Below are 5,522 nucleotides of genomic sequence, written 5' to 3' on the forward strand. Positions count from 1 at the left end.
GCCCGTCCAACGCCAAGACGATCACCGACCACATCGCCGTCCTGCGCCCCCATGCCTGGCTGATGGTCGGCCATTGCGCGGGGCTGCGCAACAGCCAGTCCCTGGGGGATTTCGTCCTGGCCCATGCCTATCTGCGCGAGGATCACGTGCTGGACGACGACCTGCCGGTCTGGGTTCCGATCCCCGCGCTGGCCGAGATCCAGATCGCGCTGGAGGACGCCGTTGAACAGGTCACTCAGCTTGAGGGCTACGAGTTGAAGCGGATCATGCGCACGGGCACCGTTGCTACCATCGACAACCGCAACTGGGAATTGCGCGATCAATCCGGTCCGGTGCAACGGCTCAGCCAGTCGCGCGCCGTGGCGCTGGATATGGAAAGCGCAACGATTGCGGCTAACGGCTATCGGTTCCGGGTGCCCTACGGCACACTTCTATGCGTCTCGGACAAACCCTTGCATGGCGAGTTGAAGCTGCCCGGTATGGCGTCTGATTTCTACAAAACGCAGGTCGCACGACACTTGATGATCGGTATTCGCGCGATGGAACAGCTGCGCGATATGCCGCTAGAGCGGTTGCATAGCCGAAAATTGCGCTCGTTTGACGAAACTGCCTTTCTCTAAAGGCCGAAATCGGCTGAAAATAGCATGTTTTCGCGGTTTCTTGCGACCTATTCGTTGTGTTCAGCCACAACATACCGTTACATTCTGCGCGTGAGGCCCTAATCCGGGCGGACGAAGGAGAAAAACAAGATGGCAACTAAACCAATGACAAAAACCCAGCTCGTCGCGGCTTTGGCTGAGGAAATGGGCGAAGACAAGAAAACAGCAAGCGCGGCACTGGACGCGGTTTGCGCGTTGATCACCAAAGAAGTCTCCGGCGGTGGCGCTGTGACACTTCCCGGCATTGGCAAAATCTACTGCCGCGAACGCCCCGAGCGTATGGTGCGCAACCCTGCCACCGGCGAACAGTTCAAGAAAGACGCGGACAAGGTTGTTAAGATGACCATCGCGAAAGCGCTGAAAGACAGCGTTAACGAATAAGACTGATCACAGTCTGTTCTGACAAAGGGTCGCCCACGGGCGGCCCTTTGCGTTTGGCGCAGGTCTGTGTTGCGCTGAATGCGCTTGCCCCTGTCGGGCAACTGCGGAAGTCTCCGCCCACTGGAAAACCTGAAAGGCCCCCTCATGGATATACGTGCAATTCTCATGGGGCTGGCCTTCGCCGTCATGTGGTCCTCTGCCTTTACATCGGCACGGATCATCGTCGCGGACGCGTCCCCTTTGATGGCTTTGTCGGCGCGGTATCTGATCTCTGGCCTGATCGGCGTGGGGGTCGCGCTTGCGCTTGGGCAGACGTGGCGGCTGACGCCTGCGCAATGGCGGGCAACGATCATTTTCGGCGTGCTGCAAAACGCGGTCTATCTGGGGATGAACTTTGTCGCGATGCAGACCGTACAGGCGTCACTGGCGGCGATCATCGCCTCGACCATGCCGTTGCTGGTCGGTCTGGCGACATGGCTGTTTCTGGGGGAAAAGCTCAAGCCGTTGGGCGTCGCAGGGCTGATCGCCGGTGTGATCGGCGTGGCCATCATTATGGGGGCACGGATCAACGGCGGCGTCGATCTGACGGGGCTTTTGCTATGCGGCGTCGGTGTGGTCGCGCTCTCTGCGGCGACCCTGCTGGTGCGCGGTGCGACCTCTGGCGGGAACTTCCTGATGGTGGTGGGCTTGCAGATGCTTGTCGGCTGCGTCGCGCTGTCGATTGCGACCTTGCTGTTCGAGACGCCGCACATCAGCCCAAGCTGGCCGCTAGCGCTGGCGTTCCTTTATACCTGTCTGGTGCCGGGGCTGCTGGCGACGGTGGTCTGGTTCTGGCTGGTCAACCGTATCGGAGCCACACGCGCCGCGACCTTCCATTTCCTTAACCCGTTTTTCGGGGTGGCGATTGCCTGGCTGTTGCTGGGCGAACCGCTGGGGGTTCAGGATATCATCGGCGTCGCCGTGATTGCCTTGGGTATTCTTGCGGTTCAGGTCTCGCGGCAGCGCCCGGCCTGACCTGCAAGCCAAGGGGTTGGACGACAGGCGGGCGGTCACAGATCGGTGCGTCGATGCATTACCCCTTTGAAAAACCCGCGCAGGCCCCATTTAATGTATCAAACCGCAAAGGAGCCTCGCATGCCGACCTATGAAAAGACCGACGCCGCCATTAACGCTCTGTCCCCCGAAGAATTCCGTGTCACCCAGCAGAACGGCACCGAACGGCCGGGCACGGGCAAGCTGCTTGATAACAAAGAGCCGGGCATCTACGTAGACATCGTCTCTGGCGAGCCGCTGTTCGCGTCCTCGGACAAATACGACTCCGGCTGCGGCTGGCCAAGCTTTACCAAACCCATCGAACCGGCCCATGTCGCCGAACTGCGTGACGCGTCGCTGGGGATGATCCGCACCGAAGTGCGCAGCGCCCATGGGGACAGCCATCTGGGCCACGTCTTCCCCGACGGTCCCGCGGATCGTGGCGGGCTGCGCTATTGCATCAATTCCGCCTCGTTGCGCTTTATTCATCGTGACGACATGCAAGACGCAGGCTATGGCGATTATCTCAACCAAGTGGAGGATGTAGCATGAGCGAACAACGCGCAGTACTGGCCGGAGGATGCTTTTGGGGCATGCAGGACCTGATCCGCAAACGCGAGGGGGTTCTATCGACCCGCGTGGGCTATTCGGGCGGCGATGTGCCCAATGCCACCTACCGCGATCATGGCACCCATGCCGAGGCGATCGAGGTGATGTTTGACGACGACGTGATCAGCTATCGTGATCTGCTGGAACTGTTTTTCCAGATCCACGACCCGACAACGCTGAACCGTCAGGGCAATGACCGCGGGCTGAGCTATCGTTCGGCGATCTACTATGTCGACGAAGACCAGAAAGCCACGGCGCTGGACACGATTGCCGATGTAGAGGCATCGGGCATCTGGCCGGGCAAAGTCGTGACAGAGGTAGAACCCGTCAGCGACTTCTGGGAAGCAGAGCCCGAGCATCAGGATTATCTGGAGCGTATTCCAAACGGCTATACCTGCCACTTCCCGCGCCCCGACTGGGTCCTGCCCAAACGCGCGGCAGCAGAATAAACGCAAAACGGCGCAGCCCCTCGGATTTGCGCCGTTTTCTTTTGTGCAGCGTCAGGCCGATGCGACCCTTGGCCTGCCTGTCGCCTCGACCGTCAGCAGCGCTTCGATAAAGACTTTGCGGCTTTCGACCTCTGCGTGGCGGATGTCGCGTTGCACGTCAATCTGCACATCGACCACCCCCGCCGCCCGCGCTGCCGCCTCTGCCTTGTCGCGCAGGGTTGCCTCAAGCGTGCTCAGTGCCTGTGTCTGATCATTGAAATCCTTTGGCCCGCCGGCCAGATACACCCTGAACCGCCCCTCTGCGGGCGAGGTCACCGTGCCGCTTTCCCGCATGGTCACCCGGCCCACGACCGCACCAATGGCATTGGCTACTGCGGCGTGTTCGGGCAGGATCATCTGCGTGCCAAGCCGTTCCCCCACCGCCGGATAATAGGCCGCGGCAGAGGCCCCCAGCCCGATCACCGGCACGTTCAACGCCGCCTCGATCCGCACAAGCCCCGCGTGCCCGCGCAACCCGCGCTGCAACAGCTCGTGGCGGGCCAGCGTTTCGGGTTCTGTATCAAAGGCGGGCTCTTCTTCCGCCAGCGCCGCTTCCAGCATGGCCAGCGCGGTCTGTTCGGTCAGTTGATCCACGATGATCTGCGCCATAGCGGCAGGGTCAGGGGCCAGCATCTGCCCCGCGCCTGTGCGTCGCCGTCCAAACAACCGCAGCGCCTTGCCTGCGGCCTCTGCGTCCCAGGCCGCGACCCGTCCCAGCACATGGCTTGCGTCCGATGGGGTAACGCCGGCCAGCTGGACCAAGCCACGCTCTACCAGACGTTTCAGCGCGCCTGTCTCTATCCGTGCGCGCAGGATGTCGGCCATCGGGTGCAGCCCGTCACCAATACGGTCCAGCAGCATTTGTTCACGCGCCGAGATCCCATCGCGCGGTTGACCTGCCACGGCACGCACAAAGCGCCCGTCATATTCGCCGGGGGTGGTGCTGCGCAGCTGCGCATCAAGCGCGGCATGGACCACCTCGGGTGCCTCTGCCGCGATGAGCGCAATGGGCAAGACCCGCTTGGGTCCCAGCGTCACCCCCCCATGCAAGCCTTCTGTCAGGAAATGCACCTCGCTGTCGCCCCCCAGACCAGTGGTGCGCATGGCAACGGCCTCTACCATCGTGCGGTAGCTGCCGACACGGGCCCCTGCGGGGTCGATCGCGGGCCGGCCATCGCGCAACAGGGCCACATCGGTGGTGGTGCCGCCAATATCGCTGACCAACGCACGGGCCGCACCGGTCATCCACCGCGCCCCCACGATAGAGGCCGCAGGCCCGCTGAGGATCGTTTCAATCGGCCGTTCCCGTGCCTGCGCGGCAGAGATCAGCGCCCCGTCCCCCCGCACCACCATCAGCGGGGCCGCGACGCCAATGTCGGTCAACACATCCTCGGCCCGCCCGATCAACCGGTCGATCATCCCGATCAGCCGCGCGTTCAGCACCGCCGTCAGCGCCCGTTTCGGCCCGTTGAGCTTGGCCGACAGCTGATGCGAGGCCGACACGGGCCGCCCCGTCACCTGCGTCACCAAGTCGGCGACGCGTTGCTCATGGGCGGGGTTGCGCGTGGCGAACTGGCTGGCAACGGCAAAACCGCTGACCTGTTCACGCTGCTCGGTCAAAAAGGAGATCAGCGCGGCTTCGTCCAGCGGGGCACGCTCTGCGCCTGCGTGGTCATGCCCCCCGCCAAGGATCAGATAGGGGTCACCGTTCAGCGCCCCTGCCAGCCCGTGCGTCTCAAGATCCCGCTTCTTGAAGCCGACATAGATCAACGCGACGCGCCCGCCCTGCCCTTCGACCAGCGCATTGGTTGCCAGCGTGGTCGACAGCGACGCCATCGCCACCTGACCCGCTGAAACATCGGCCGCCGCCAGCACGCGGCGCACGGCCTGCCCCACACCAATGGCCAGATCGGCGCGGGTGGTCAGCGCCTTGGCCGATGCGATCACCGTGGTTTCATCGCGGATCAGCACCGCATCCGTATAGGTGCCGCCCGTATCGACCCCAAGCAAAAGCGCCATTCAACTATCCTTGCACCGTTTTCCTAGGGTTTACCTGTTCCCGCGCAGCGGTCCAGCCCTGTCAGCCGTGGTTTTCGCGCAGACGCGCAACGGCCCATTGCGCCGCGTCGGCGACAGTCGCGTCCGGATCGTCCAACAGGCCCTGTGCCACGGGGGTCAGACGCGCCTGACCGGAGTTACCAATGGCATAAAGCACATTGCGAATGAACCGGTTGCGCCCGATCCGCTTGACCGGATTGCCCGAGAACATGGTGCGGAACGCGGCGTCGTCCAGCCTCGCCAGTTCCGCGAGCTTCGGGCCTTGCAACTCGGGCCGCCCTGAATAGCGCATCTC

General features: G+C 62.9%; 6 protein-coding genes and 1 pseudogene. 5 read left to right on the plus strand and 2 right to left on the minus strand.

Features of this window, described 5'->3' with window-relative positions; genetic code table 11:
• The 5 genes from B3849_RS10985 to msrA form a co-directional block, all read left to right on the plus strand.
• The coding region (locus B3849_RS10985; RefSeq protein WP_286780135.1) for an AMP nucleosidase at positions 1-620 on the plus strand (620 nt) is incomplete at its 5' end.
• 144 nt (positions 621-764) lie between these two features.
• Positions 765-1,040 carry an HU family DNA-binding protein gene (locus B3849_RS10990; RefSeq protein ID WP_005850942.1) on the plus strand — a complete coding sequence of 92 codons (276 nt, stop codon included), beginning with the start codon at positions 765-767 and terminating at the stop codon, positions 1,038-1,040.
• Between the two features lie 144 nt (positions 1,041-1,184).
• Positions 1,185-2,054, plus strand: a complete 870-nt coding sequence (locus B3849_RS10995) for a DMT family transporter (RefSeq protein WP_278425329.1) — start codon at positions 1,185-1,187, stop codon at positions 2,052-2,054.
• A 120-nt stretch (positions 2,055-2,174) separates the two neighbouring features.
• Positions 2,175-2,624: a peptide-methionine (R)-S-oxide reductase MsrB gene (gene msrB, locus B3849_RS11000; RefSeq protein WP_278425328.1), complete on the plus strand. Its 450-nt coding sequence runs from the start codon at positions 2,175-2,177 to the stop codon at positions 2,622-2,624.
• Positions 2,621-3,130, plus strand: a complete 510-nt coding sequence (gene msrA, locus B3849_RS11005; RefSeq protein WP_037942922.1) for a peptide-methionine (S)-S-oxide reductase MsrA — start codon at positions 2,621-2,623, stop codon at positions 3,128-3,130. Before msrB ends, msrA begins: the two co-directional genes overlap by 4 nt.
• A 51-nt stretch (positions 3,131-3,181) precedes the next feature.
• Here the strand turns inward: msrA and B3849_RS11010 are convergent, their stop codons facing one another.
• Positions 3,182-5,188: a hydantoinase/oxoprolinase family protein gene (locus tag B3849_RS11010; RefSeq protein ID WP_278425327.1), complete on the minus strand. Its 2,007-nt coding sequence runs from the start codon at positions 5,186-5,188 to the stop codon at positions 3,182-3,184.
• Positions 5,189-5,249: 61 nt separating this feature from the next.
• A pseudogene (locus B3849_RS11015) lies at positions 5,250-5,522 on the minus strand (epoxyqueuosine reductase); the annotation flags it as partial.

Source organism: Sulfitobacter sp. UBA4523, assembly GCF_002388305.1.
GTDB classification, from domain to species: Bacteria; Pseudomonadota; Alphaproteobacteria; order Rhodobacterales; family Rhodobacteraceae; genus Sulfitobacter; species Sulfitobacter pontiacus.

Coding starts and splice junctions, on each gene's coding strand:
- B3849_RS10990 (WP_005850942.1), top strand. CDS start 765: ATGACAAAAACCCAGCTCGTCGCGGCTTTGGCTGAGGAAATGGGCGAA.
- B3849_RS10995 (WP_278425329.1), top strand. CDS start 1,185: ATGGATATACGTGCAATTCTCATGGGGCTGGCCTTCGCCGTCATGTGG.
- msrB (WP_278425328.1), top strand. CDS start 2,175: ATGCCGACCTATGAAAAGACCGACGCCGCCATTAACGCTCTGTCCCCC.
- msrA (WP_037942922.1), top strand. CDS start 2,621: ATGAGCGAACAACGCGCAGTACTGGCCGGAGGATGCTTTTGGGGCATG.
- B3849_RS11010 (WP_278425327.1), bottom strand. CDS start 5,188: ATGGCGCTTTTGCTTGGGGTCGATACGGGCGGCACCTATACGGATGCG.